At 67.4% G+C, this 25,011-nt stretch carries 21 protein-coding genes and 2 pseudogenes; 8 read left to right on the top strand and 15 right to left on the bottom strand.

Features of this window, described 5'->3' with window-relative positions; all coding sequences use genetic code 11:
* Positions 1–123: 123 nt before the first annotated feature.
* Positions 124–843, top strand: coding sequence for a dethiobiotin synthase (bioD, locus tag QL985_RS00195; protein ID WP_102613974.1), 720 nt, complete (start codon positions 124–126; stop codon positions 841–843).
* A gap of 38 nt (positions 844–881) precedes the next feature.
* Here bioD and QL985_RS00190 read toward each other — a convergent pair whose 3' ends face one another.
* The gene (locus QL985_RS00190; RefSeq protein WP_259905710.1) at positions 882–2,408 is read right to left on the bottom strand and encodes a gluconokinase; all 1,527 of its coding nucleotides are present in this window, start codon (positions 2,406–2,408) and stop codon (positions 882–884) included.
* Between the two features lie 479 nt (positions 2,409–2,887).
* Between QL985_RS00190 and ilvD the strand changes: the two genes are divergently transcribed.
* Positions 2,888–4,726 (top strand): dihydroxy-acid dehydratase, encoded by a 1,839-nt coding sequence (gene ilvD, locus QL985_RS00185; protein ID WP_259905711.1) that lies wholly within the window; start codon positions 2,888–2,890, stop codon positions 4,724–4,726.
* Positions 4,727–4,880: 154 nt separating this feature from the next.
* Entirely contained in the window at positions 4,881–6,368 is a 1,488-nt protein-coding gene (locus tag QL985_RS00180) for an alanine/glycine:cation symporter family protein (RefSeq protein WP_191550905.1), read from the top strand.
* Positions 6,369–6,527: 159 nt separating this feature from the next.
* Here QL985_RS00180 and QL985_RS00175 read toward each other — a convergent pair whose 3' ends face one another.
* The gene (locus tag QL985_RS00175) at positions 6,528–7,778 is read right to left on the bottom strand and encodes a hypothetical protein (protein WP_191550906.1); all 1,251 of its coding nucleotides are present in this window, start codon (positions 7,776–7,778) and stop codon (positions 6,528–6,530) included.
* A gap of 222 nt (positions 7,779–8,000) precedes the next feature.
* On the opposite strand from QL985_RS00175, the gene QL985_RS00170 reads away from it, so the two are divergent.
* Positions 8,001–8,240 carry a hypothetical protein gene (locus QL985_RS00170; RefSeq protein ID WP_191550907.1) on the top strand — a complete coding sequence of 80 codons (240 nt, stop codon included), beginning with the start codon at positions 8,001–8,003 and terminating at the stop codon, positions 8,238–8,240.
* Between the two features lie 3 nt (positions 8,241–8,243).
* On the opposite strand, the pseudogene QL985_RS00165 reads toward QL985_RS00170, so the two are convergent.
* The 6 genes and pseudogenes from QL985_RS00165 to QL985_RS00140 form a co-directional block, all read right to left on the bottom strand.
* Positions 8,244–9,153, bottom strand: a pseudogene (locus QL985_RS00165) (leucine zipper domain-containing protein).
* A 211-nt stretch (positions 9,154–9,364) separates the two neighbouring features.
* Positions 9,365–10,036 carry an RNA ligase family protein gene (locus QL985_RS00160; protein WP_290147083.1) on the bottom strand — a complete coding sequence of 224 codons (672 nt, stop codon included), beginning with the start codon at positions 10,034–10,036 and terminating at the stop codon, positions 9,365–9,367.
* Positions 10,033–10,551 (bottom strand): hypothetical protein, encoded by a 519-nt coding sequence (locus QL985_RS00155; protein ID WP_191550909.1) that lies wholly within the window; start codon positions 10,549–10,551, stop codon positions 10,033–10,035. Before QL985_RS00155 ends, QL985_RS00160 begins: the two co-directional genes overlap by 4 nt.
* A 1-nt stretch (position 10,552) precedes the next feature.
* A complete protein-coding gene (locus tag QL985_RS00150) occupies positions 10,553–11,920 on the bottom strand; it encodes a DUF3696 domain-containing protein (RefSeq protein ID WP_191550910.1) in 1,368 nt (455 codons plus the stop codon).
* Between the two features lie 162 nt (positions 11,921–12,082).
* Positions 12,083–12,811, bottom strand: a complete 729-nt coding sequence (locus tag QL985_RS00145; RefSeq protein ID WP_191550911.1) for a succinate dehydrogenase/fumarate reductase iron-sulfur subunit — start codon at positions 12,809–12,811, stop codon at positions 12,083–12,085.
* The gene (locus tag QL985_RS00140; protein ID WP_290147081.1) at positions 12,811–13,638 is read right to left on the bottom strand and encodes a hypothetical protein; all 828 of its coding nucleotides are present in this window, start codon (positions 13,636–13,638) and stop codon (positions 12,811–12,813) included. Before QL985_RS00140 ends, QL985_RS00145 begins: the two co-directional genes overlap by 1 nt.
* Positions 13,639–13,961: 323 nt before the next feature.
* On the opposite strand from QL985_RS00140, the gene QL985_RS00135 reads away from it, so the two are divergent.
* Together QL985_RS00135 and QL985_RS00130 are read left to right on the top strand one after the other, a co-directional pair.
* The gene (locus tag QL985_RS00135) at positions 13,962–14,642 is read left to right on the top strand and encodes a class I SAM-dependent methyltransferase (RefSeq protein ID WP_191550912.1); all 681 of its coding nucleotides are present in this window, start codon (positions 13,962–13,964) and stop codon (positions 14,640–14,642) included.
* 37 nt (positions 14,643–14,679) lie between these two features.
* Positions 14,680–15,126 (top strand): hypothetical protein, encoded by a 447-nt coding sequence (locus QL985_RS00130; RefSeq protein ID WP_263596208.1) that lies wholly within the window; start codon positions 14,680–14,682, stop codon positions 15,124–15,126.
* 103 nt (positions 15,127–15,229) lie between these two features.
* On the opposite strand, the gene QL985_RS00125 is transcribed toward QL985_RS00130, so the two are convergent.
* Positions 15,230–15,775: a DinB family protein gene (locus QL985_RS00125; RefSeq protein WP_259905713.1), complete on the bottom strand. Its 546-nt coding sequence runs from the start codon at positions 15,773–15,775 to the stop codon at positions 15,230–15,232.
* Positions 15,776–16,038: 263 nt separating this feature from the next.
* Between QL985_RS00125 and QL985_RS00120 the strand changes: the two genes are divergently transcribed.
* On the top strand, positions 16,039–17,103 hold the full coding sequence (locus QL985_RS00120) for an alcohol dehydrogenase (RefSeq protein ID WP_259905715.1): 1,065 nt from the start codon (positions 16,039–16,041) through the stop codon (positions 17,101–17,103).
* A 240-nt stretch (positions 17,104–17,343) separates the two neighbouring features.
* Here the strand turns inward: QL985_RS00120 and cls are convergent, their stop codons facing one another.
* The 6 genes from cls to QL985_RS00090 all read right to left on the bottom strand — a co-directional run bounded on the left by cls (position 17,344) and on the right by QL985_RS00090 (position 24,476).
* Complete coding sequence (gene cls / locus QL985_RS00115; protein ID WP_259905609.1) at positions 17,344–18,834, bottom strand: cardiolipin synthase; 1,491 nt, start codon at positions 18,832–18,834, stop codon at positions 17,344–17,346.
* Positions 18,835–18,843: 9 nt separating this feature from the next.
* Positions 18,844–19,359, bottom strand: a complete 516-nt coding sequence (locus QL985_RS00110; RefSeq protein ID WP_052239310.1) for a GNAT family N-acetyltransferase — start codon at positions 19,357–19,359, stop codon at positions 18,844–18,846.
* 47 nt (positions 19,360–19,406) lie between these two features.
* Positions 19,407–21,704, bottom strand: a complete 2,298-nt coding sequence (gene purL / locus QL985_RS00105) for a phosphoribosylformylglycinamidine synthase subunit PurL (protein WP_101888247.1) — start codon at positions 21,702–21,704, stop codon at positions 19,407–19,409.
* A 174-nt stretch (positions 21,705–21,878) separates the two neighbouring features.
* Positions 21,879–22,670 carry a phosphoribosylformylglycinamidine synthase subunit PurQ gene (gene purQ, locus QL985_RS00100; protein ID WP_259897447.1) on the bottom strand — a complete coding sequence of 264 codons (792 nt, stop codon included), beginning with the start codon at positions 22,668–22,670 and terminating at the stop codon, positions 21,879–21,881.
* A gap of 2 nt (positions 22,671–22,672) precedes the next feature.
* The gene (purS, locus tag QL985_RS00095; RefSeq protein ID WP_019309891.1) at positions 22,673–22,930 is read right to left on the bottom strand and encodes a phosphoribosylformylglycinamidine synthase subunit PurS; all 258 of its coding nucleotides are present in this window, start codon (positions 22,928–22,930) and stop codon (positions 22,673–22,675) included.
* A 160-nt stretch (positions 22,931–23,090) separates the two neighbouring features.
* Positions 23,091–24,476 carry an SLC13 family permease gene (locus QL985_RS00090; RefSeq protein ID WP_070637009.1) on the bottom strand — a complete coding sequence of 462 codons (1,386 nt, stop codon included), beginning with the start codon at positions 24,474–24,476 and terminating at the stop codon, positions 23,091–23,093.
* Positions 24,477–24,649: 173 nt separating this feature from the next.
* Here QL985_RS00090 and QL985_RS00085 point away from each other — a divergent pair.
* Positions 24,650–25,011, top strand: a pseudogene (locus QL985_RS00085) (histidine kinase); the annotation flags it as partial.

Below are 25,011 nucleotides of genomic sequence, written 5' to 3'. Positions count from 1 at the left end.
GAGTCCACGCGCTCTGTTCCAGCGGTGGCCCAGGGGGAGCACGTCCCCGGGCGCGGCACGCAGGGCGTGGGCGGTCCTCGCTACGGTCCTTCGCCACCACATCAGCAACGGGCAGGAGACACCATGAAAAATCCTTTGAACGGCATCTTTTTGTCGCTCCCGCGCACCGTGGTGGTGACGGGAACGGACACCGACGTGGGCAAGACCTACGCCACGGCTGCTCTCGCGGTGGCCGGCTGGTACGCGGGGCGCCGCCGGATCGCCGTCTACAAGCCTCAGCAAACCGGCATGCGCGGTGACGACCCGGGGGACGTGCACGACGTCGCCCGGCTGGCCCGCGCCGCCGGCGTCCCGTCAGAGGCGCTCACCATTGCGGAGGGGCAGCGGCTGACCGAACCCATGGCGCCCCCTCCCGCCGCGGCCATCGACGGGGTGGAGCTGCTGCCGATCACGGCCCACGTGGCGAAAATCCTGGAACTACAAGAATCCCACGACCTCGTGCTGGTGGAGGGCAGCGGCGGCGTTCTCGTGGAGCTGGATGGAGACCGGCGCACGATTGCCGATCTGGCGGCAGCGTTGCAGCAGGAGGAGGCGCTCGGTGCGCAGACCGTCCTGGTGGCCCGCCCGGACCTTGGCACCCTCAACCACACCCTGCTGAGCCTGGAGGCCCTGCTGCACCGTGGGGTGCGGGTGGCCGGTGTGGTGCTGGGCAGCTGGCCCCACGAACCCGACCGCCTGCACACCTCCAACCGTGAGTACCTGGCGGACCTCCCGGCGCTCGACGGGCAGCGCATCCCGCTGCTGGGTGCCGTCCCGCAAGGATGGGGGCACGGGAGCCGCTGATTGCTGGAAAGGCGGGGGCCGGCGTCGTCGTGCCGCTCTCAGCCCCCCGCCACCGTGGCCCCGTAGAGGCGCTCGAACCGTTCGTGGACCAGGCGGTAGTGCTCCTGCGCCGCCTCACGCGGGTAGTACGTGGCCGCGGGCTCCGGCGAGGACCGCTCCACGTTTGGCGCCAGCGACTCCAGCATCAGCAGGGCGTTGCCCCGGCACGTGGAGCGCTTTATTGTCTGGTGGATCACGGGAGTGCCCAGGTAGTCGCCCAGGATCTGCAGCCACGAGGGCAGCTCCTGGGTGACCCGCCCGGCGGCCACGATCCGTTCCACGCCCGTGGAAGCGCTCTCCAGCTCGTCGGAGACCCGGCGGTAGGACCCTGCGATTCCCTCGAGCATCCCGCGGGCCATGGCGGGTGCGTCCGTGGTGGCGGAGACATCTGAGAACACCGCTCGCGCGCTGCCCGCCCACCCCGTGGAGCGCTCACCCGTGAGGAACGGCAGCACGCCGGGGGTCTCGGAGCTCACGGGAGCGGCGGCGATCCCGTTCAGCACCTCGGTGTCCAGGGCGAAGGTGTCCTGCAACCAGCTCACGGCGCGCCCCACGTCGTTGAGCGCCCCGCCCAGCAGGCACCGGGAGGAGTCGATGCGGTAGCACCACAGTCCCGGCGGGATGTCCTGCGGGCGGTGGTGCAGCAGCACGCGCATGGCCCCGGAGGTGGCCGCGGACGCCACGATGGTGCTCTCGTCCGTGCCACCCACCCCGATGTTCGCGCACAGCCCGTCCGCGACCGGCGCGAACCACCGCGCCTCCGAGAGCCCTCGCCACCGCTGCACGCGTGAGGGGTCCACGTCCGGCAGGGGCTCGTGGGGTTCCAGGATCGGGGACAGCTTCTCCTCGGTGATCCCCGCAATCCGGAGCATGCGCTGGTCCCAGTTGCCCGAGCGCCGGTTCAGCAGCCCCGTCCACGCTGCGGTCGCAGTGCCGGCGGCGGTGGTCCCGAGCAGCCGCAGCCACACGTACTCGCCAATGCTCAGCCACCGCTCCGCGGCTTCGAAGTCCTCCGGCCGGGTCTCCCGCAGCCACCGGAAGCGCGGCGCCAGGTAGCTCGTGTGCAGCCGCGCGCCCATCTTCTGCTGCACCTCGCGCTCGTCCAGCTCCTCCCGCAGCCGCGCGAGCTGCGGCGCGCACCGGGAGTCCGCGTACGTGAAGCACTCGGTCACGGCCTCGCCGTCGGCGTCCACGCCCACCAGGGAGGATGCGAAGGAGTCCAGCCCGACGCCGCCCACGCGCCCCGCGAGCTCCGGCCGGTCGCACACGCGGTCCAGGATCTCCGTGATCTCCCCGACCACCTGGTCCGGGTCCATCACGGACGTGCCGTCGGACGCGGTGGTGAACTCGTGCGGAACCTTGTCCCGGTAGTGGCGCACGGGCGTGCCGGTGGCGTCGTAGAGGGAGCCGCGGGTCGCGGTGGAACCGATGTCCAGCGTCATCACCAGCGGATCCCGCGCGTCCTCCAGGTCCACCGCGAAGTCGGCGCCGTCGTGCGGGCGGGGTGTCCTCTTGTGCTTGCCCATGTCTCTCCTGATCCCGCGTCCGCCGCGGGCTCTCGGGTTTCGGTGGTCTGCGCCCCAGTCTAGGAACCGCCGCCGGGGTCGCCGCACCACGGGGCACGACGCCGCTCGGAGGCTCCCGCGGGCGGGGCGCCTTCGCAGCCCCTGGGGCGGGAACGCCTGAGGTGCGGTTCTGCCCCGGATTTCGCGGAAATTCCGGGTAGAACTGCACCTCAGACGCTGCGGATCGCGGCACAGGGGAGCAAGCCCGCTCAGCGGGGCGGTTGCACGGCGGAGAACGGTGAGGCGGGGCGGGGAGCTGGCCGTGCGGCGTCGTCGGCGGGAGGAGCGGTGCCTGCAACCAAAGTCCGGGATGTGAGATCCGTGACCGCGATGTGAAACCCGCCCCGGGGCCGCGCGTAGGCTGGGACGCAACACGTGTGCCGGGGCGGGGTTGGAGAGCGACGGCCCGCCCCGGCACTGTCTTTCGGGAAGGAACCACAGTGCCGCAGCTGCGTTCAGCAACGTCCACCACCGGCCGCAACATGGCGGGAGCGCGCGCCCTCTGGCGGGCCACGGGCATGGGGAGCGAGGACTTCGGGAAGCCGATCGTGGCGATTGCGAACTCGTTCACGCAGTTCGTCCCCGGCCACGTGCACCTCAAGAACATGGGTGACCTGGTGGCGTCCGCGGTCCAGGAGGCCGGGGGCGTGGCCAAGGAGTTCAACACCATCGCGGTGGACGACGGCATCGCCATGGGCCACGACGGCATGCTGTACTCGCTGCCTTCGCGGGACATCATCGCGGACTCCGTGGAGTACATGGTCAACGCCCACTGCGCGGACGCGCTGGTGTGCATCTCCAACTGCGACAAAATCACCCCGGGCATGCTCATGGCGGCGCTGCGGCTGAACATCCCCGTGGTGTTCGTCTCCGGCGGACCCATGGAGTCCGGCGAGGGTGTGGAGGGCGTGGTGGAGCACCGCGTGGACCTGGTGGATGCCATGTCCCTGGCCGTGGACGAGTCCGTCACGGACGCGCAGCTCGCGCAGATCGAGGAGAACGCGTGCCCCACGTGCGGCTCGTGCTCCGGGATGTTCACCGCCAACTCCATGAACTGCCTCACCGAGGCGCTGGGGCTCTCCCTGCCCGGCAACGGCACCACGCTGGCCACCCACGTCAACCGCAAGCGGCTGTTCCTGGAGGCCGGTCGCCGAGCGGTGGAGTCCGCCAAGAAGTACTACGAGCAGGACGACGAGTCCGTGCTGCCGCGGAACATCGCCACGAAGGCCGCGTTCGAGAACGCCATGGCCCTGGACATCGCCATGGGCGGCTCCACCAACACCGTGCTGCACATCCTGGCCGCCGCGCAGGAGGCCGAGGTGGACTTCACCCTCTCGGACATCGACGCCCTCTCCCGCCGCGTGCCGTGCTTGGCGAAGGTGGCGCCGAACTCCACAAAGTTCCACATCGAGCACGTGCACCGCGCCGGCGGCATCCCCGCGATCCTCGGCGAGCTGCGCCGCGGGGGGCTGCTCAACGAGGACGTCCACACCGTGCACTCCCAGACCATGGGCGAGTGGCTGGACGAGTGGGACATCCGCTCGGGCAAGGCGTCCGACGCCGCCCGCGACTTCTTCCTCGCGGCTCCCGGCGGGGTGCGCACCACCCAGGCGTTCTCGCAGGCCAACGAGTACGAGGACCACGACGTGGACGCCGCCGAGGGCTGCATCCGCTCCGTGGAGCACGCCTACACCGCGGAGGGTGGGCTGTGCGTGCTGTTCGGCAACATCGCGGAGGACGGCGCGGTCATCAAGACCGCGGGCATCGACCCCGAGCTGTTCCACTTCACGGGCCGGGCGTTCGTGGTGGAGTCCCAGGACGAGGCCGTGCACGAGATCCTCTCCAAGAACGTGACGGAGGGGGACATCGTCGTCATCGCGTACGAGGGCCCCAAGGGCGGCCCCGGGATGCAGGAAATGCTCTACCCCACCAGCTACCTCAAGGGTCTGGGCTTGGGCAAGACGTGCGCGCTCATCACGGACGGCCGCTTCTCGGGCGGCACGTCCGGGCTGTCGATCGGGCACATCTCCCCGGAGGCCGCCGCGGGCGGGGCCATCGGCCTCGTGGAGCACGGGGACGAGATCGAGATCGACGTGGAGAACCGCGTGCTGCGGGTCAACGTGGATGACGCCGAGCTCGCGCGCCGTCGCCAGGAGAAGGGGAATGCCCCCTGGAAGCCCACCAAGCCGCGCGAGCGCCGGGTGTCCAAGGCGCTGAAGGCGTACGCGTCCATGGTGACCAGTGCGGACAAGGGTGCGGTGCGCGTCGTGGAGGACTGACCCCGCGCGGCACCCCGGATGGTCTCGGCCCGGGTGGGAATCGGATAATCTGTGCTGAATTGGTGTGGCAGCACACATTCTTTTCCCGCCCGGGCCCTCGCGCGACTGGAACAGTCCCACGGTCCGGGCATCCCCGAAGATCCCGGAGTTTTCCATGGAAGCACTGACCGAACTCGTCGGAACGGTGGGCGAGTACGTCTGGTACGTCGTCTTCGCCGTCCTCATCGGCGTGGGCCTGTACCTGACCGTCCGCACCAAGGCCATCCAGCTGCGCGGCATCCCCGAGATGTTCCGCGTGCTCACCGATCCGGCCGGTGAGGAGGACGGGCGCAAGGGCATCTCCTCGTTCCGCGCATTCACGGTCTCCGCAGCGGCTCGCGTGGGCACGGGCAACATCGCCGGCGTGGCCATCGCCATCACCCTGGGCGGACCCGGTGCCGTGTTCTGGATGTGGATCATCGCCGCGATCGGCGCGGCCAGCGCGTTCGTGGAGTCCCTGCTGGGCCAGCTCTACAAGGTCAAGACGTCGGACGGCTACGTGGGCGGCCCGGCGTACTACATGGAGCGCGGGCTCAACAAGCGCTGGATGGGCGTGCTCTTCGCGGTCATCATCACCGTGACCTACGGCTTCGTGTTCAACTCCGTGCAGTCCAACTCGATCGTGGACGCCGTGGCCGGCTCCTTCAACGTGGACGTCACCGAGGGCCAGAACATGTGGCTGCGCGTGGTGCTGGGCCTGGCCCTGGTGGTCATCACGGCACTGGTGATCTTCGGTGGCATCCGCTCCATCTCCGCGGTGACCCAGATCCTCGTGCCCGTGATGGCCGTGCTGTACCTGGTGCTGGGGCTGCTCGTGGTGGTCCTGAACATCACCGAGATCCCCGCCATGTTCGGCATGATCATCGAGGGGGCGTTCGGCATTCGCGAGTTCATCACGGGTGGTCTGATCGGCGTGATCATCCAGGGCATGAAGCGCGGTCTGTTCTCCAACGAGGCCGGCATGGGCTCCGCCCCGAACGCCGGCGCCACCGCGTCCATCTCCCACCCGGCAAAGCAGGGCTTCGTGCAGTCCCTGGGCGTCTTCTTCGACACCATGCTGGTGTGCTCCATCACCGCGTTCATCGTGCTGCTGTCCAACCCCACCTACGGGGACCAGCGCCAGGGTGCGTCCCTCACGCAGACCGCGCTGGGCATGCAGCTGGGCGAGTGGGCCGTGCACTTCCTGACCGTGGCGATCTTCCTCTTCGGCTGGTCCTCCGTGATCGGCAACTACTACTACGGCGAGTCCAACATCCGCTTCATGACCCGCTCCCGCGTGACCATGGGCGTCTACCGCTTCGCCGTGCTGGTGTGCGTGTTCATGGGCGCGGTGCTGGCCCTGGACCTCGTGTGGTCGCTCGCGGACCTGTTCATGGCGATCATGGCCACACTGAACCTCATTGCGCTGGTGATGCTCGCAGGTGTGGCGGCCAAGGTGCTGCAGAACTACATGGAGCAGCGCAAGGCTGGCGTGGAGCCCGTGTTCAAGGCGGGAGACATTCCCGGCATCCACGGCCTGTCCGCGTGGGACGGCACGGACACCGTGACCCTGCCGATCTTCTGGGAGCAGCGCACGCAGGAGAAGAACACCGCCCGCGGCTGAACCCTCCCGCGGGCGCACGGCGGATCCGTCCGCACCGGATCACGACGCCGCCCGCTCCCGTCCATGACGAAACCCCCGGTCGCTGCCGGGGGTTTCGTCATGTCCTGCAGGGTGTGCAGGGCGGGTCGCGGTGCTGTGGGAGGCCACCCAGCGGCGTCGTCAGGAGGAGGACTTGTCCTCGCCGAGCTCCCGCTTGACCTGGACCTCCATGGCGCCGGTGAGGGCCTCGTTGTCCGCGGGGGACTCCTCGGTGGCGTCGCGCAGCTGGTTCTCGTTGTACTCGGTGAACTCCTTGGTCTCGTCACCGCGCTTGGTCATGAGTGCGCGGATGCGGGTGCGGCGCCCGGCCTCCACACCGATGGCCTCGCGGTTGCGGAACCACCAGATGAACATGACGACCACCAGCACCATGCCCACGTAGCCGATCACCGGGTACACCACGCTCATCAGCGTGCCGAAGCCCACCAGGCTGATCACGTAGCCCAGGACGCAGATGCCCAGGAACACCGGGACGTAGCGCTTGCGGTGGTTGACCGTCATGCGGCGGCCCAGCGCGTAGAACATGCTGATGGTGGTGTTGTAGATCATCAGGAAGGTCACGAACACCATGGCCAGCGAGGCCACCGGGTGCATGCTCTCGAAGAGCTTGAGCATGGGCACGTCCGCGTCCCCCACAGCGTCGAAGTTCACGAGCAGCGCGAACGCGTTCATCACCAGCAGGATGGTGTACACCACGCCGCCCAGCAGGCCGCCGCGCCCGGCGTCGCGCGGATCCAGGGTGTTGCCGCCGATCATCAGGGACATGGACACGCCCAGCATCAGCGCCATGCAGGTGTAGTTGATCGCGGAGAGCCACCACGGGCTCACGGGGGAGTCGGCCTGCACGGCCAGATCGCTCATGGCGCTGAGGTCCACGGGAAGCTGCATGAGGGTGTAGACGAACGCGACGATCACGGCCACGAAGATCACCGGGGTCACGGCGGAGATGATGTTGGTGACCTTGTTGACGTCCAGCAGACCGGTGAGCATCACGATGGCCACCATGATCGCGGAGCCGATCCACGCCGGGAGCCCGAACTGCTGCTCCAGGGTGGAGCCCGCGCCGGCGAGCATCACGATGCCCATGGCCAGCAGGGTGAGGGACACAGAGATGTCCAGGAAGCGGGAGACCACGGGCGCGGAGACGGAACGGAACACCCCAAGGTGCTCGTCGGCCAGGAAGTAGCTGCCGATGTTGATGATCACCGCTCCCGCCGTGATCATCAGGATGCCCGCGACGACGGCCCCCGCGAGCCCCCAGAGACCGAACGAGACGAAGTACTGGATGACTTCCTGTCCCGTGGCGAAGCCGGCGCCCACCATGAGGCCGATGAAGGCCAGGGCGACTTGAAGGGTTTTCTTGGCGGACACGAGAGCATCTCCTCAAGGGGTGGGTGAATGTCGTGGTGCGCACGCCGCAGCGTGACAACCTGTCGGGCCAAGCATAGAGAATGCGCCGGAGCCGGACCGCCCGGGCCCCGCGGCGGTGCCGCCCGCGAAGCCCCTGCGGGATCTGCGAGATTCCGCGCGAAGGGCTGCCTCCGGGAGCGGCGCTCCACCGGTGCCCGGGTTTCCCCGGGGAAGGAGCAGCTCATGACGCAGCAGTGGCAATCGGATCTCGAGTCTTGGGCAGGCGGCTGGGCCGCCATCCGCGAGAACGAGACCCCGCAGAGCGTTCAGGCATGGAACGGTTCCCTCCAACGGGACAGCGTGAGCGCCGAGGAGCTGGTCCTGGTGTGCAAGCCTTCGGAGGCGGACGCGGTCCGGGAGGCGGTGGCCGCGGCAGGCCGCGAGGTGTTCTCCTCGCGGGTACTGCTCTTTGGCGCGGTGTAGGACCTAGATGTATGAGGTCATGACGTTGGCTACACGGGTGCGGACTCTGGTGGCCGGGGGGCTGATCAGAACACGCGGTGTGGGGCCGATGATAGTTGTAGTGATTCACCTACGCCTCGATCGCTGCCCGGCGGGCGCGCTGATGCCGGGAGGCGTGTGAGGTCACGGTGCGGTGGAAGTCCTTGGCCCGATAGTTGGCTCTGTTGTCCGTGACCACCCGGATGATGCGGATGATGCGGTGGGCGGCGAAGAACGCCCGTGCCCGGGCGAAGAATCCGATCGTGGTTGCTCTGCTCTCATCGTCGTGGGCTTCGATGTAGGCCAAGCGGGAGAACCCGTCCACGGCGCAGTCACAGGTAGGTGTAGCCCACCCGCCGGCCAGGACCGCGTTTGGAGGCGCGTCCGGCCGCGGAATCGCGTTCGTGGGCCCACCAGCCGCCACCGTTGGGGATTTTCCCTAGTATCTTCACATCCAGGTGGATCATGTGCCCTGGGAAGGCCGCGGTGTTCGGGCCGGTGCGGCGGTTGTTCTCCCCGCTGGGGTCCAGGTCTCTGCGGCGGGTGATCCCCAACCGGTGCAACCAGCGCGAGACTGTCCTGACCGCGCAGGTGTGCCTCTGGATGGCCAGTTCGTGGGTGATCCTGCACGCGGAGCATTTGTTCTGCCGCCGCCAGGTATCGATCAGCTCGATCACCTCCACCGGCAGCCGGGTGGGTCGGGTGGTCGGGACGCTGGAGTGGTCTTCTAGGGCGTGGGGCCACCGTGGTGGTAGCGGGCCACCCATTTCGTGAGAGGGGACCGGGCGACACTAGCTTCGACGGGTACGTGGGCTTTGGGTCTGCCTCCGCTGATGACACGGGTGACGAGGCGGTGTCTTCCGGCCGAAGTCAGTGGGGCGTTAGCGTGGGTCACGAAACGGGTCTTCTGCTGGACGAGGTTGGTTGCTAGACACCTCCATCCTGGCCAGAAGAGGCCCGTTTTCTTCATCCCCGCCCCAGCAACCACAACGTCATGACCCACAACATCTAGGCCGCTCGGGATGGACCGTCTATTGTCGAGTGCGCAACGGTTAATCTGCAACTGGCTTTGTACCTTAATTCCCCTACGATATCGATGAAGCCAATCACGTAGCCAAGCGATTAGTTTCCAATGGACCTGACATCCAATGGCCCTCAATGGATTGAACAAAATCTGGCCTAACCAGCTTTGCGCACAACTGCCCGGAACCGGGATTAATAGATTTTGCTACAATACCTTCCATTTTACTAGAACCAAATCTTGATTTTCCGATCATACCGAACAATTCATCCAATGAAAACTCGTCGATTCCTAAAACCGGTGGAGAGGAGAGGGATAAATCATCCGCCAATGCCTCGGCTAACTGCGGAGCCCAAAATTCACCTTCGAGTTTATCGTATACCGCAAAAAGAATGAACCAATCTGGAAGCGAATCATAAAATACGGTGTGTTTAATACGGCACCATTCGCCAAATAGAACTAACCGATCCCCGCAGGCGGATAAAATCCGGGTGGCGCGGGGCTTAATCCAGCCCTCAAGACCGCGGAAATGACGCCCGCCCAATTCTACGAAGCTACCCCGCCCCTGATACGAGAGGGTTTCTCCGTCAATGGAGGATATTCCTAAATTCTGACCATCTATTTTTTCTTCAATCCGTAATGGATGGTCAAAAAAAATTGTTCTTTCACAGGAGGATAAAACTTTGTCGTTTCGAATTGACGTATTGCGAGGCGCAACCAAGTGGGGTATTGAAGGAAAGGGGGTAAAGTCTCTCATGGCGCCTCTCGACCAAACTTCTCTTTATACATTGTTCGAAGGGATTGCTCGTGCGCATATTCGACTTTCACGTTGTGACGGGTAAGAATTTCTTTCCAGTCGAGCCATTTGGTGTCCCTAGCTTGCACAATCGAGGCTCCGCTCACTTTAGCAACCGCCACGAATTTCCGGTCAGAAGGATCAATTTGAACGTCGTCGCCCCCTAGAACTCCGTAGGAGTTTTCTGCAACACCATCCGGTTCAATGTCAGGCATATACTTCTCCCCCCACTGCCACCGGAAATCATGCACATATTTAGCAAATAAGTCCGCTAGGGAATTCTCTGCATGACTCATCTTGTGGAAGTATTCTTCGATTATTTCGCCCGCCAAGTCAGTCACGACAGGAAGTTCCTCCGTCATAATTTTCATTATAATATCTTCACAGGCATCCACAAGTTCCCCGGGGCTGTCGGCCCGAAACTTGACTACCAGGGGAACATTCGTATCGATCACTCGAGTGCCAGGGTTCAGCATTTCAACGCCTCCTCCGGGCTGCTCGGGTTTGCTCTATGATGTCAAAATTTGGGTCACCAAAGAAATTTTTAGGCCAATTATGAACATTCCCCAATTCGTCAACCTGTAAGGGGGAGATAACCGACCCCGAGTCAGAATTGTCGACTATATAACAGCGAACGTCCTTGCTTGAAATGCGATCCCCTTCAGCAATTCGGCGCAATAACCGACGCAAAAGATACTCGGAATGAGACTCGATAATGAACTGCGTCTTTCGTTCTTTCCCGTTTTCACGGGAAAGAGCAGCATCTATCAGCAAATCTGCGAGCCCGGCTTGCACCGAGGGGTGCAGGTGAATCTCGGGCTGTTCCATAATTACGGTTGACCCGGGTTCAGCATAAAAACTCTCGACAATCACAGGTAGTACCTGCGAAACCCCAAACCCGACATCCGTGAGAAGAACTGAGCGTCCACCTTTAGTGACTGTAACTCGGACCTCGTATTCATCTCGCCCCTCACCGATAGGCTCAACGCTAAAACTTTCCACCACGCCCAAGCGAGTAAGCCAATATGCCACCGTCTCTGGAAGAGTGCGCGTTCTTTCTTTTGGTTTACTGTTATAGCGCCTCTGGGCGCCTGCAAGCAGTGCATCAATCGTTTTTTCTCCGCTCCACCCTACGTCACTGACCTCTTCCCCGGACCACCTGTATAGCCGATTAGGCTTTTGGCGAAGGGGTCCTAGGTAGTTGAGATGTGAAAGCTGCTCTTCGAGAGAGAGCGTTAGGTCTGCAGTGAAGTCCACACCCTGATAGCGAGTGAAAATGTCATCCGGAAAAGCGTGGAACTGAGACGGCGCAGAGAGAGGCCATTTGCGACCTAGGGATCGTTTGAGTTCGATTCCCGTAGCCGTAAGATTGTACTTTTCTTTTTCCCGAGCGCTTTCTATTGACAAAGCGAGCTGCCCGGTAGGGCTAAAAAGGTCGTAGCCGTATTCGTCGACTCGTACCCTAGGGGGAAGTCCTTCGCGGGAACTTATGCTGGCATGAAAGCTGAGCTGCGTGCCTGTGAAACGCGAAGAATTAATTGGGTAAATTAATTCGAGAGGGCTGTCCCTTTTCCAATCAATTTTAAATTTTAGGGGTTGCTCGGTGGCACCATTGTGAATTAGCTGCGAGTAACTTCCTAGGTCAACCGGCGTACTGCTATCACCAGTATGGAGAACTCGCTTTCTGTCCGGGGACTCGACTGTCTGGCGAAGCAACATGAGAAATTGATGTAGACTTGATTTGCCGGAAGAATTTGAACCAAACAAGATAGTCAAGGGTGCAAATTCAATGTCTTGGGTGTCTTCCCAGGCTTTAAAGTTTTCCAAACGCATTTTAGTCAGCATTGCCGATTCTCCTTTTATGGAAAGTTATCTAGTAAAAATAATAAATTGCAATGTCATAATTGGCTAACCTATCTTGTCGCACCGTTAAGGATTCTACAGTTGTGCTGTTTTAAGGAAAGATACATGCGCGTCTTATTCAATGATCTGGATACTCTGGCAGGCTCACTTACCGTCAGTGTCCTCTGGGTCCCCGGGCGCCGGGTACCGGTCCGGGAAGCTGCGGTGCAGGTTCTCCCGCGCCACGGACGTGAGGTTCTCCAGCGGCAGCCCCGCGGGGCACACCTCTGTGCAGTCCCCCAGCAGGGAGCACGGGCCGAACTCCCGGTCCGCGGCGTCCAGCACCTTGGCGGCGCGCTCGTCACGCTCCTCGGGGGTTTTGGCCAGCGGCGGCAGGTGCTTGAGCATGGTGCCCACGAACAGCTGCCCGGAACCGTTGGGGCACGCGGCGATGCACGCGCCGCAGCTGATGCAGCCCGCGGTGTTCAGCGCCTTCATGGCCACCGGGAACTTGGCCTCCTTGGACACGCGCCGCAGGGACTTCTTGTCCACGGCGAGGTCCTTCGTGACGGGCAGTGCCCCGGCGCGCAGGGGCTCGATGAAGACCTCGTCCCCGTCCCGGTAGGCGTTCAGGGACTGCATGCACGAGGCCCTGTTGCGGTCCGGGCCGTGCGGCACGCCGTCCACGGTCACACCGCACTTGCCGCAGATGCCCTCGCGGCAGCCGTCGTCGAAGCTCACGGGCTCGTCCCCCTGGCGTTCGAGGGTCTCGTTGACGGCGTCCAGCAGCTCGAGGACGCTCATGTCCTCGCGCGCCTCCACGGGGTGGACGGTTTCGAAGCCCCCGGGGGTGCTGGCGTCCGCCTGGCGCCACACGTGCACGGTCAGCAGCATCAGCGCACCACCTTGAAGGATACGGCCAGGGGAATACTTGCGTTGCCCACGGCGACGACGGCGCCCGCGGCCTTCGCGGCGACATCCACCCGGTGCACGCGCCGGGCCGTGGTCGTGAGCCCGGTGTCCAGTGCGGCCGTGCGCAGCCCGTGGACCATGTGCCCGGCCAGCGCCGCCATGGAGGTCGTGTAGAACACCGCCACCACGGGCCGGGAGAGGCTGCCCACCAGGTTCCCGTAGGCGTCCCCGTGCTCGAAGGACCGTGACGCCGCCGGGCGGGTGCCCGTGGTCAGGTCCAGCACGTGGTAGGTCACGAACAGACCGAGCACGGCGCCCGTGGAGCGCATGGAGCGGGCGATGATCCGGGGGACCGAGCGGCGTCGTCCCCGAGGGCGCCTGCGGGGGGCGTCGGCGTCGAAGCGGCCCGGGAGGAGGGCACCGTCGAACGGGGCTTCGCGGTACATGGCCACGTGGCCCCTGCTGCGGGGGCTGGGCGAGAGGTGCATGCGGGGGAGGCGGTCGGTGGCGCGCCGCAGCAGCTGCGCGGCGTTGCGGGCGCCCTGTTGGGCCACGTCACCGGCGGTGCGTCCCTCGGCGCGCCAGGCCCGCAGGGTCAGCTCCGTGCCGGCGGCCACGTGGGTGGCCGTGCTCGCGAGCAGCCCGATCCGCGCCGCCCACAGCAGGGTGTTCGCGGGCAGGACCGGCGCGCCCGCGTGGCGCAGCAGCAGCGCGTAGCGGTTGTACCGCTCCCGCCCCAGGTAGACCTGCATGTTGCCCGCCATGTGTCCCACGGTGAACACGCTCAGCACGGTCCCGGAAGCGGCCATCGCGAGTTTCAGGTCTGCGTTCGACGCCGCCCCGGCGCCCACGGGCGCGTCGGCGGCGCAGCGGTCGGTGCGGTGCCCTGGCGCGAGGGAGGGGTGGCGGGGTTCATCACTGAGCCATCTTAGAAGCTCCCCGGGAGGGCCATCAGTTCCCGGGGTCACACGCGGTCATGCCCGTTCCGCCCGGGCACGGCACCCACCCCGGGGGCGCACGACGCCGCTGCAGTGCGTTCCGAGCCCATGTCCCCCCCCCGGGCGTCTTGCTCAGGGGCGGCTGCTTGGCGCCGCCCTTGAGGCGCCAGCCGTGGTGTGTGAGCGTGGAGCCCATGCAACCCGGATACGACCACCTCGCCGCGGAGTACGAGCGCGCGTTTCCCGAGGCCTTCCGCTCGCCCCTGGAACGCGGAGTCGTGGCCGCGTTCGCCGAGCAGGTGAAGGAGTGCGCGGCGGAGGGCTCCGTGGTCGACGTGGGGTGCGGGACGGGTCACGTGACGGCGGCGCTCGCGGCGGCCGGTGTCCCGGTGGTGGGCGTGGACCCCTCGCAAGCCATGCTGGAGATCGCACGGGCGGCGCATCCGGAACTGCGGTTCGTGCGCGGCACCTGCGATCCCGTCACCTGGACGCAGGCCCTGGGTGCTGACGAGCCGCCGGCCGCCGTGCTGGCGCGGTTCAGCCTGATTCACGTGGCCCCGGACCGTGTGCCCGGGATCCTGCGCTCGTGGGCGGAGCGCCTGCCGATCGGCGGGGTGGTCATGCTCGCGTTCCAGGCCGTGGACGGCGGTCGCGCCGTGGTCTCCTTCGACCACGCGGTGGCTCCCGCGTGGCGCTGGCACCCGAACGTCATGATGGACCATCTTCTGTACGCGGGCCTCACGGAGCGGTGGCGGACGGTGAGCCGCCCGGACGCGGACCACCGGTTCCCGGAGTGCCACCTGCTCGCGGTCAAGGAGACGTCCGAGCCACCGGCTGTGCCGGTGAGCAGGGGGTGCTCAGTGGACGGGTGCTGAGCGGTCCCGGCGGATGCGTGGGGTTGAACAGGAGACCGTGAAAACCGGACGATCGGCGGAGGGCGTGGGAATGAGCAGCAAGGCCAAGGAGTGGGGCACGCTGGTGGAGATGTGCCTGGTGCTGGCGGGATTCCCGCTGGCGGTGCTGGCGCCCCAGGTGCTGTGGCATGTATTCGGGGAGGGCCAGGACGTGGGCCCGGGAAGGCTGCTTGTGCAGTTCCTGGCGGTGTGCGTGGTCGTGGTAGCCCTCATGCTGGTCGACACCCTGCTGGACGCACTGCTTCTCGCGCTGACCCGGAGCCGGGTAGCCACTCAGGTCTGCTCCGCCGCCGTGTTCGTGCTCGTGATTGCCGCGCTGTTCTCCGTGTGGGTGCCGTGGTCCGTGGGGCTCGTGCTCGCGAGCGCCGCGTCGGCCCTGCTGGTGTTGCTGTTCTCGAAGCTCACGACCGAGCGGTACAAGGGCTTGCTGGAGCGGGACGGCTGAGTGCGGGGCCCCGGTGTGAACATCCGCCGGGATGTGCGGGCGGCCCGGCAGACAACGTCCCGATAGACGTTCCCATCAGCACCAGGGGCAGGGATGCCTCCCCTCATTCCCCCGTGACCCCGTCGAGAGCCTCGCGCAGCAGGTCCGTGTGGCCGCAGTGGCGGGCGTACTCCTCGATCATGTGGGTGATCACCCAGCGCGCGCTCGTGTCTCCGCCGACGGGCCGTTCCACCGGGGCGTCCAGCGGGTTGGCGTGCTCCGCGGCGAAGACGACCCACCGCTGCCGGGACTTCTCCACGGCTGAGGACCAGAGGGACCGCAGCTGCGCGGCGTCGTCGTCCGGGGCCGAATTCCAGTCCCAGTCGGGGTCCTTCTGCCACTCCACCGCATCCCACGGTGCGCACGGTTCACGCCCGCCGAGCACGTGGCAGAACCAGTGGTCCTCCACGTAGGCGAGGTGTTTGAGCATCCCGCCCAGTGTCATGGAGGTGGGCAGCGGACTGCTGTGCAGCTGCTCCGTGCTCAGTCCCTCCGTCTTCCAGCGGATCGTCGCACGCAGGAAGTCCAGGAACCCGAACAGGGTGGTGGTCTCGTCCCCGCGCTGGGGCGGTTCCGGGCGGCCGTGCTCGTCCACGGTGAGTCGTGTCATGCGGCTCACACTAGGTCTCGCGGCACCCGACCACCGTGCGCCACACCGGCGGACGACGCCGCCCGGTCCAGGTCGTCTCGTCGGTCGCGCCAGCCCGCGGCGATGTTGCGCCCCGGTGCGGCGTCTCGGCCGCCGCGCGCGGATGTTACTCCCGAGTTGAAATGGTCCCGCGAGCCGGTGTTCTCCCCGTGTGACGCGGCCTACAGTGACAGTGCAGCCCACATGTGAAGTGCACATCCGAACACGCTGCAAAGGAGTCAGCCATGAAGGTTTTCGGTCACGCAGAACCCGGTGCGCCGGCGGAGGAGATCGAGCTGGAGAAGCCCCAGCTCAAGGGTTCCGAGGTGCTGGTCCGCGTCACGAACTCGGGGGTGTGCCACTCGGACGTCCACTGCCAGGACGGGTACTTCGACCTGGGCAGCGCGGGGCGTCGCGAGCTGACCGCCTCGGGCGCACAGTACCCGGTGGTGCTGGGCCACGAGATCGTGGGAGAGGTGGTGGAAGTGGGCCCGGAGGCCACGGTGCAGCCGGGGGACACCAAGTACATCGTCTACCCCTGGGTCGGCTGCGGTGAGTGCCAGGCCTGCCAGGAGGACCGCGAGAACTACTGCAGCGGCGCCAAGCGCAACCTCTCGGTGGCACTGAACGGCGGCTACGCGGAGGAGGTCCTGGTTCCCGGGGACCGCTACCTGGTGCCACTGGGGGACATCGACCCGTCCTTCGGCGCCACGCTGGCCTGCTCCGGGCTGACGTCCTACTCGGCCATCCAGAAGATCATGCCGGTCCCCGCGGACAAGCCGGTCGCGGTCATCGGCGCCGGTGGCGTGGGGCTCATGACCATTGCGCTGCTGAAGGCCCTGGGCCACGAGAACATCGTGGCGGTGGACATGAGCGAGAAGGCACTGGAGAACGCCACCGCAATGGGTGCCACGGCCACCGTGGTCGCGGGTGGCGAGGCACCCCACAAGGACATCGTCGCGGCCGGCGGCGAGAAGATCGCCGCGGCGATCGACCTGGTCAACAACGGGGACACCTCCAACGCCGCACTGTTCGCCATGGCCAACGGCGGCACCCTGGTGAGCGTGGGCCTGTTCGGCGGCCAGTACCAGTTCCCCACCGCGCTCGCCGCGTTCAACCTGCTGAACATCCGCGGCAACTTCGTGGGCAGTCTCCCGGAGCTCAAGGAGCTCGTGAAGCTCGCCCAGGACGTGGAGCTGCCCCGGCCGCCCATCGTGGAGGTTCCGCTCAGCGCAGAGCAGGTCAACGCGTCCCTGGACGGCCTGCGCAACCGCACGCTCAACGGCCGCGCGGTGCTCGTCGCGGACTGACCCCGGCCCCAGGCACAGAGCCGTGCCGCACGACGACGCCGTCGCCGCCCCGATCTCACGGGTCGGCGACGGCGTTCGCGCACCCGGGCGCGGAACGCGCACGCGGGCACACCCCAGCGCGGCCCGGCCCCCCATGCCGCACCCGGGCCGCCCGGCTCCGAGTGGGCGGCACGGAGTGGGCGGCGCCGAGGGGACGGACGGTGCCCACCCGGCCGTGCGGCGTCGTCGTCCGGGGTGGTGTCAGAGCAGGCCGGAGGCGAGGCGGCAGATGTTCTCCACGTACTTGCGCCCCAGGGAGCGCTGCTCCCACGCGGCCACGTCCAGGAGCATGGAGCACGCCGTGAAGTCCTCGACCACGCGCTCCATGCGGGCGCGGAACTCCCGGTCCACGATCATCACGGAGACCTCGAGGTCCAGGGCGAAGGAACGCTCGTCCATGTTGGAGGAGCCGATCACGGAGACGATGTCGTCCACGAGCACGAACTTGGCGTGCAGCACCGTGGGGGAGCTGTAGCGGTAGATCTCCACACCGGCGCGCGCCAGCTCGGAGTAGTACGAGTTCTGGGCGTGCTGCGCGAGGAACTGGTCCGAGGTCTCTCCCACGAACAGCTGGATCTGCACCCCGGCCTGCGCCTCCGTGGTGAGGGCGTGGAGCAGGGACTCGTCCGGCACGAAGTACGGGCTGGAGATCACCACCCGGCGGTTGGCGTTGTAGATCAGGTGGTTGAACAGCCGCAGGTTGTTCTCGGTCTCGAAGCCGGGCCCGGAGGGGACCACCTGCGCGTACGCGGGCCCGGGGCTCGGCTCCAGGGCGGAGGGGGACTCGTCCAGCAGCAGGTCGTCCGTCTCGGAGTACCAGTCGGAGACGAACACGGCGTTGAGCTCCGTGACCACGGCGCCGGTGCAGCGGATCATGAGGTCACGCCACTGGCGGCCCTTCCGGATGTTCTTCCGCTTGTTGTACGAGCGGTGGATGATGTTCTGCGAGCCCGTGTGGGCCACCCGCCCGTCCACCACCAGGATCTTGCGGTGGTTGCGCAGGTCCGGGCGCTGCCACTCCCCGCGCCACGGGCGGATGGGCAGCATGCGGCGCCACGGCACACCGGAGCGGTCGAACTCCTTGACCAGCTCGGCGTAGCCCGGGTAGCCCAGGGAGCCCACATGGTCGATGAGGATGCGCACGCGCACGCCACGCTCGTGGGCCCGGATCAGGGCGTTGAGCAGGTCCCGGGAGACCTGGTCCACGGCCACGATGTAGAACTCGAAGTGGACGTAGTCCGTGGCGGCGTCCACGTCCGCGGCCATCCGCGCCATGTTCTCGTGGTTGTCCGGGAGGATCTCGAAGTCGTTGCCACCCACCATGGGCAGCGCACCCAGGTTCTGGTTGAGCTCCGCCGTGGTGCGCACCCACTGGGGGTAGCGCTCCAGCTCGCGGCCCACGGCCACCCCCGGGGGAGTGTTCTCCTGGATCACGTGGTTCATCCGAGCCTGCTGCTCCATGCGCTTGCGCGGCAGGCGGGCGGAGCCGAGCACCAGGAACAGCACGATCCCCGCGTACGGCACCAGGAAGATGGCCAGCAGCCACGCGAGCGCCACGGAGGGGCGGCGCCGGTGCGGGATCCAGCCCAGGGCCACGATCTTGAGCAGCAGGTCCAGCCCCGCGAGGGCCACCAGGATCCACTCGGGCAGGGTGTCCGCGGGCAGCAGGTTGAAGGGTATCCAGGGGCTCACGGGAGTGGCTCAGGGGCGCGGCAGGCGGTAGGAGTCCTCCGAGCCGTCGGAGGGCAGGGGCTGGAACCCGCACCGCGCGAGGACGTGGTGTGCGGGGTGCTCGCCCGTGGGCACCGAGGCCTGGACCGCGCGCACGTCGGGATCCTCGAAGGCTTCCTCCAGCAGGGCGCGCAACCCCTCGGTGGCGAGCCCCTGGCCCCGGTGCTGCGGCACCAGGGACCCCTCGACCTCGAGCTCGTGGTCCATGGCGGGACCGGTGAACCCTGCCGCGCCGATGACCTGGCCCGAGGAGCGCTCCACCACGGCGCGCTGGGCGCACCGTGACTCGGTGAAGAAGTGCTCCCCGGCGGCCAGGGCGTCCCGCGCCCAGTCCTGGTTCTGCGCGGAGGGGAAACCCCGCGCGAAGTGGGGCAGGGAGGTGCCCGAGGCGACGGCCTCCAGCTCGTCCGGCGTGAACGGCCGCAGCTCCAGCCGTCGTGTGACTATCGGGGCCGGGGGCTCGGCGCCCGGCAGCTCGTCCAGCATGCCCATACCTTCCGGGGTCTCTCGTGCCGCCCGCGTGCTCGCGGGGATCAGCCGAAGTGCCGCGGCAGCGTGGCCTCGTGGGCCGTCCGCAGCTCGTCCAGCGGCACCGCGAACTCGCCCTGGACGTCCAGGGAGCCGTTCTCGGTGTCCACCACGCCGATCCTTGCGAAAGGATAGTTGCGCACGGTGCACATGTCCCGGAAGCGGACCTCCTCGGAGCGGGGCACGCTCACGACGGCGCGCGCCTGGGTCTCGGAGAACAGCAGCGTGAACAGGTCCAGGCCGTCACGCTCGGCCACCTCGCCGAGGCCGATGCGGGCGCCCACGCCGAAGCGCAGGGCCATCTCGGCGAGCGTGGCGGCGAGCCCGCCCTCGGCGACGTCGTGCGCGGCGTCGATCATGCCGTCCCGGGACATGTTGATCAGCATGTCCGCGAGCACGCGCTCCTGGTCCAGGTCCACGCGCGGGGGCGTGCCGCCCAGGTGGCCGCGGATGCGCGCCCACTCGGAGCCGTCCAGCTCGTCCGCGGTCTCTCCCATGAGGTAGACCGCCTGGCCGTCCTCGCGCCAGCCCGAGGGAGTGCGGCGCGTGACGTCGTCGAACACGCCCATCATGGCCACCACCGGGGTGGGGTTGATGGCCACACCGCCCGTCTGGTTGTAGAGGGACACGTTGCCGCCCGTGACGGGCACGCCGATGGCCTGGCAGCCGTCCGCGAGACCGCGCACGGCCTCCGCGAACTGCCACATCACGTCCGGGTCCTCGGGGGAGCCGAAGTTCAGGCAGTCGGAGACCGCCACGGGGCGGGCGCCCGCGGTTGCCACGTTGCGGTACGCCTGCGCAAGGGCGAGCTGCGCGCCGTGGTACGGGTCCAGGCGGGTGTAGCGGCCGTTGGAGTCCGTGGACAGGGCCACGCCCAGGTTGCTGCGCTCGTCCACGCGGACCACGCCGGCGTCGTCGGGCATGGCCAAGGCCGTGTTGCCCTGCACGTAGCGGTCGTACTGGCTGGTGACCCACTCCTTGGAGCACAGGTTGGGGGAGGCCATCAGCTCGAGCAGCGCGGGGCCGAGCTCCGCGCCGGAGGGTCGCGCGGCGTCCTCGGGGGAGCCGGTGAAGTGCGCTTCCTGCAGGGCGTCCTGGGACGCGGGGCGGTCATAGGGGCGCTCGTAGACGGGGCCGTCGTGGGCCACGGTGCGCGGATCCACGTCCACGATCACCTCGCCCTGGTAGTCGATGACCAGCCGGCCGGTGTCCGTGACCTCGCCGATCCACGAGTACTCGACGTCCCACTTGGCCATGACCGCCTCGAAGGCCTCGACCTTCTCCGGGGTGACCACGGCCATCATCCGCTCCTGGGACTCGGACATGAGGATCTCACCCGGGGTCAGCGAGGGATCGCGCAGCAGCACCTCGTCCAGGTTCACCCGCATCCCGCCGTCCCCGTTGGAGGCCAGCTCGGAGGTGGCGCAGGAGATCCCCGCCGCCCCGAGGTCCTGGATGCCCTCCACCAGGGAGGACTTGAACAGCTCCAGGCAGCACTCGATGAGCACCTTCTCCGCGAAGGGGTCACCCACCTGCACGGCGGGGCGCTTGGAGGGCTTGGAGTCGTCGAAGGACTCCGACGCCAGCACGGACGCGCCGCCGATGCCGTCACCGCCGGTGCGCGCTCCGAAGAGCACCACCCTGTTGCCCGTGCCGGAGGCGTTGGCCAGGCGGATGTCCTCGTGGCGCATCACGCCCACGGCCAGCGCGTTGACCAGCGGGTTGCCCTGGTAGCAGGGGTCGAACTCCACCTCGCCGCCGATGTTCGGCAGCCCCAGCGAGTTGCCGTAGCCGCCCACTCCGGCCACGATCCCGTGCACCACGCGCTGGGTGTCCGGGTGGTCGATCGCGCCGAAGCGCAGCGGGTCCATCACGGCCACGGGGCGGGCGCCCATGGAGATGATGTCCCGCACGATCCCGCCCACGCCCGTGGCCGCGCCCTGGTAGGGCTCCACGTAGGAGGGGTGGTTGTGGGACTCGATCTTGAACGTCACGGCCCAGCCGTCCCCGATGTCCGTGACACCGGCGTTCTCCCCGATGCCCACCATGAGGTGCTGGCGCATCTCGTCCGTGACCTTCTCGCCGAACTGGCGCAGGTGCACCTTGGAGGACTTGTAGGAGCAGTGCTCGGACCACATCACGGAGTACATGGCCAGTTCCGCGGCGGTGGGACGGCGGCCCAGGATCTCCTTGATGCGCTCGAACTCCGCCTCGTTCAGGCCCAGCTCGGCCCAGGGCAGCTCGGTGTCCGGGGTGGAGGTGGCGTGCTCCACGGTGTCCAGGTTGAAGTGCGTTTCACTCATGACGTCTGCGGGTCCCTTACGTGAACGAGGTGGGGCGTGAGGTGCGCTCACGCCGGTTCGTGGTGGCTGGTGGGTGTTGCGCGGCGGCGGTGGCCCGCTCGCGGAGGAGGGGCGGTTGACTGGCGGCACGGTGCGGCACGACGACGCCGCCCAGGCACGCGGCGTCGTCGCCCGTCAGCTGGTCAGGCGCTCCAGGACGGAGACGAACACGTCCAGCCCGTCCGTGCCCTCGCGCATCCCCACGGCGCCGGCCCCGGAGAGGTCCGCGCCGAAACCGGGCTCCACGGCGTGCTCGGGGTGCGGCATGAGCCCCACCACGTTGCCCTGCGCGTTGGTGATCCCGGCGATGTCGTTGCGGGAGCCGTTCGGGTTGCCGCCCGTGTAGCGGAAAACCACGCGGTGCTCGGCCTCGAGCTCGTCCAGGGTGCGCTGGTCCGCCACGTACTGCCCGTCCTGGTTCTTCAGCGGCACCACGATCTCCTGACCGGCCGTGAAGCGACCGGTCCACGCGGTGTCCGCGTTCTCCACGCGCAGGCGCTGGTCCCGGCAGATGAACTTCAGCTGCTCGTTCTTGATCATGGACCCGGGCAGCAGGTGCGCCTCGGTGAGCACCTGGAAGCCGTTGCAGATGCCCAGCACGGGCATCCCGCCGTCCGCGCTCGCCGCGTCCACGATCTTGTCCATGAGCGGGGCGAAGCGCGCGATCGCACCGGCCCGGAGGTAGTCGCCGTAGGAGAAGCCGCCGGGCAGAACCACGGCGTCCACGCCCTGCAGGTCCTCGTCCGCGTACCACAGCGGCACGGCGGTGCCGCCGGCGATCTCCACGGCGCGGGCGGCGTCGCGGTCGTCCAGGGTGCCGGGAAAGGTCACCACGCCCACGCGCACGGCCGCGAGGCGGGAGTCCGCGGCGGGCTGGGAGAGGTCCGCCACCAGGGGCGTCTGCTCGGGGCTCAGGTTCTGGGCCACGCTCAGTGCTCCTCGGGCAGTGCGCTGACGTTGACCACGTCCTCGATCACCGGGTTGGAGAGCAGCTTCTCCGCTGCCTCGCGGGCCTGCGCGAGCACCTGCTCGGTGGCCTCGCCCTCCACGGTGAGCTCGAAGCGGCGGCCCTGGCGGACCTCGGTGAAGCCGCTGAGACCGATGCGGGGCAGCTCGTTCGCAATGGCCTTGCCCTGCGGGTCGAGGATCTCCGGCTTGGGCATGACGTCGACGACGATTCGGGCCATGGAACGCTCCTGTACGCGGTGTGGGAACTGTGGGGCGCGCGGAGTCGGTGCCGTCTCACGTCTGGCGCGTCCGGGGCCGTTCCCCGGGCGACGACGACGCTCCGCGAGCTTGCGCTCCCCACTCTAGTGGGTGCCCGCGCACCCGGGCGCCGTGCCGCGCTCAGCCGATGCCGACCGCGCCCACCAGCAGGCCCACCACGAGCATCACCAGGGAGACCACCAGGGCCCGCCACAGCACCTTCTTGTGGTGGTCGCCGAGCTCCACGCCCGCGAGGGAGACCAGCAGCAGGATCGCGGGCACCAGCGGGGACTGCATGTGCACCGGCTGGCCCGTGATGGAGGCCCGGGCCATGTCCACCGCGGGGATCCCGTAGTGCGCGCCCGTCTCGGTGAGCACGGGGAGCACGCCGAAGTAGAACGCGTCGTTGCTCATGAAGAACGTGGCGGGGATGCTGATCAGACCCGTCAGGACGGCCAGGTACGGGCCCATGCTGGAGGGGATCACGTCCACGAGCCACTGGGACATGGCATCCACCATGCCCGTGCCGGACAGGATGCCCGTGAGCACCGCCGCCGCCATGACCATGGAGACCACCGCGATGATCGAGGAGGAGTGGGAGGCCAGCATCTTGCCCTGGTCCGACATCCTGGGGAAGTTCACCACCATGGCGATCGCGCTGGCCACCATGAACAGGTACGGCAGGGGCACCACGTCCGCCACGAGCAGCACCATGACAAGCACCGTGAGGGACAGGTTGAACCAGAACAGCTGCGGTCGCAGGGACTCACGGTTCGGGTCCAGGGCGGTGTTCGTGAGGCCCTCGCCGGTCAGCAGCGGGGAAGGGGTCCTGGCGGTTCGGGCACCCGGAGTGCCGGCACCCGGGGCGCCGGAGCCCACGGCCGCTCCGCGGCCCCAGCGGGCGGGATCGGCGGCGGCCAGGCGGCGTCGTTCGGAGCGGCCCAGGAGCACGGCGAAGACGAAGATGACCACCAGCCCGGCGGCCAGGGAGGGGAGCATGGGCAGGAAGATGTCCGTGGCCTCCACGTGCAGCGCGGCGGCCGCACGGGCGGTGGGCCCGCCCCACGGGACGATGTTCAGGGCGCCGTTGGTCAGGCCCGCGATGCACGTGAGCACCACGGGGCTCAGGCCCAGGCGCTGGTACACGGGCAGCATGGCCGCGGTGACCACGATGTACGTGGTGGAGCCGTCCCCGTCCAGGGAGACCAGGGCGGTGAGGATCATGGTGCCCACCACCACCTTGGCGGGGTCGTGACCGGTGGCGCGCACGATGAGGTTCACGAGCCGGTCGAACAGGCCCACGTCGATCATCAGGCCGAAGTAGATGATCGCGAACATCAGCAGCGCGGCCGTGGAGGACATGTCCTTGACCGCCTCCATGACCATGTCCCCGATGCCCAGTCCGGCGCCCGCGAAGAGGCCGAAGACGGTGGGGACGATGATCAGTGCGAGCAGCGGGGTGAGGCGCTTGGTCATGATGAGGCCCATGAACGTGGCGATCATCAGGAACCCGAGCAGAACCAGCATCAGTGACTCCTGGGTGGTGGGAAGGGGACGGGGCACGGCGGGCGTGCGGCTCATCACACCGTAGGAGTGAGAGGCGCATCACGTCCCTGTTGTGCTCATTGCGGGACGTTGTGCTCGTTGACCCCTTTGTGCTCTTTCTGCTCGGTGACGTGGCGCACCCCTAGGATGAGCGCATGAGCAGCGAGCGCACCCCCGCGGGAACGTTCACCACCCGCATGATGGTGGTGCTCTTCGCGATCGTGGCCGGGATCGTGGCGCTGTGCCTCGCGGCCGTGGTGGTGCTGACCGTGGAACGGGTGTACGACCAGGCGGAGCAGGAGGCCCTGGGGATCGCACGCACCCTGGCCGTGGACCCGGTGGTCGTCTCCGAGACCGCGGCGCGGGCCGGGGCCACCGCCCTGGACTCCGCCGCGCTCGCGGAGGGGCCGGTGCAGCGGCGCGGCGAGGCCGTCCGGCAGAGCACGGGTGCCCTGTTCGTGGTGGTCACGAACGACCAGGGGATCCGCATGTCCCACCCCAACCCCGACTCTCTCGG

The organism is Kocuria sp. APC 4018 (assembly GCF_030407675.1).
GTDB lineage: Bacteria > Actinomycetota > Actinomycetes > Actinomycetales > Micrococcaceae > Kocuria > Kocuria rhizophila.
The sequence above is the reverse complement of the archived record's forward strand: the minus strand, read 5'-3'. Positions and strand labels throughout refer to the sequence as shown.